The following is a 1,450-nucleotide window of genomic DNA, read 5'->3' on the forward strand; positions in this document are numbered from 1 at the left end:
TTATTAGACGACAAAACTTCATTAACAACAGGGTCTACTCTCTAGAATTGTCAATATAGGCAGAGAAAAAAAGTTAATAAACAGAAGTTCATGTTTTTAATATAGTCAATTAACTTAATTCTAGATACGAAGAATTTGTCCATACAATTCTCTCTTTTAGATTTACTACTGGATAAAATAGTTTCTAAATTTAACTTGTGATAATATAAGATTATCACAAGTTAATGGATTTAATTATAATAAAGATACATGTAAGTAATACATCATCATTTTGAATATAAAAGCTTATAACATTCGTATTTTATTATATATTACGTGTGTAATACACAGAAAACACGTTGCTTTTCAATAAATTGGACATTGTTTCCAAAAAACAGAAGGAAAAGAGGGAGAAGCATGGAGATCGAGAAGAAGCAGCAGGCGTTCGAAGTAGCGTTGCGAGAACTGACCGGTGCGAATCCAAAATTGGCCGAGGCATTAAGGAAGGACCATATCGATCTAAAAACGTTGACTGACATCGAAATCATCGAATTGTTCTGGGCGACAGAACTGTTCCCCATCTATGCGGACAAGAGCCCACACACGCGACGCGCATATAAATTGGACCTTGAGTTCATCCTTAATTTTGTTATGACGAAGACAGACGGGTTAAAAGACCTGACCGTTCTCGACATCCATCGCTACCTATTCGAGGTGAACGAACAGTATGCCCCACGCACGGCGCAACGGAAGAACCATATGCTCAAACGTCTCCTGACCTACCTCCACGTCAACCAATATCATCTACATAATCTAGCCTTCCACGTGAAGAACCAGCAGCGCCCTGAGTTGCTCCGACGTGAGGTCGACTTTGCCGAAATCGAGCGGATCGCCGAGTCGTTCCGCTATACCGTCAAGCGAGCACAAAAAAAGGAGCTCATGGAGCTCCGGAACGAGACAATCGGATATTTGTTGCTGACGACCGGAATGCGGGCGGCCGAGCTGCTCTCAGTCCAATTCACCGACGTGAAACGCAACCAGCACACCTTCTACCTCGAGGTGAAAGGCAAGCGTGACAAGTGGCGCCGGATCCCGCTCACCGAGAAGGCGAGTCACCTCATCAACCGACTGCAAACGCTCATGATGATCGAGGAGATCACCTCTCCTTATATCGCCTTCAGCACGAAGAAGTCAGGCAAGGCGATGACCTATGAAGCTCTTCGACTGATGACGCACAACGCGGTCGAGCATGTGGAGACCGAGGAAAAGACACCACCCCATTGGTTCCGTCGCGCCTATATCACGAAACTCTTGGCCAATGGCAGCCCATTGATCGGGGTCATGCAACTGGTCGGTCATAATTCAATTAATACGACGAATGGTTACTTGCAATCGTTAAATCAAATTCAGGATATTTCAAACAATAAATTACCATTTAAATAATTTAATATTTTTTATCGTTTAATGTGGT

1 protein-coding gene is annotated in these 1,450 nt (G+C 43.1%); it reads left to right on the forward strand.

Going from position 1 to position 1,450, the window contains the following annotated elements; translation table 11 throughout:
* Positions 1-396: 396 nt before the first annotated feature.
* On the forward strand, positions 397-1,422 hold the full coding sequence (locus tag A6395_RS15575; protein ID WP_071399734.1) for a tyrosine-type recombinase/integrase: 1,026 nt from the start codon (positions 397-399) through the stop codon (positions 1,420-1,422).
* Positions 1,423-1,450 lie beyond the last annotated feature (28 nt).

It is taken from the genome of Exiguobacterium sp. SH31, assembly GCF_001816105.1.
Taxonomy (GTDB): domain Bacteria; phylum Bacillota; class Bacilli; order Exiguobacteriales; family Exiguobacteriaceae; genus Exiguobacterium; species Exiguobacterium aurantiacum_A.

What these genes read in the sequence shown, in the direction of transcription:
- A6395_RS15575 (WP_071399734.1), top strand. Translation starts at nt 397, where the DNA reads ATGGAGATCGAGAAGAAGCAGCAGGCGTTCGAAGTAGCGTTGCGAGAA.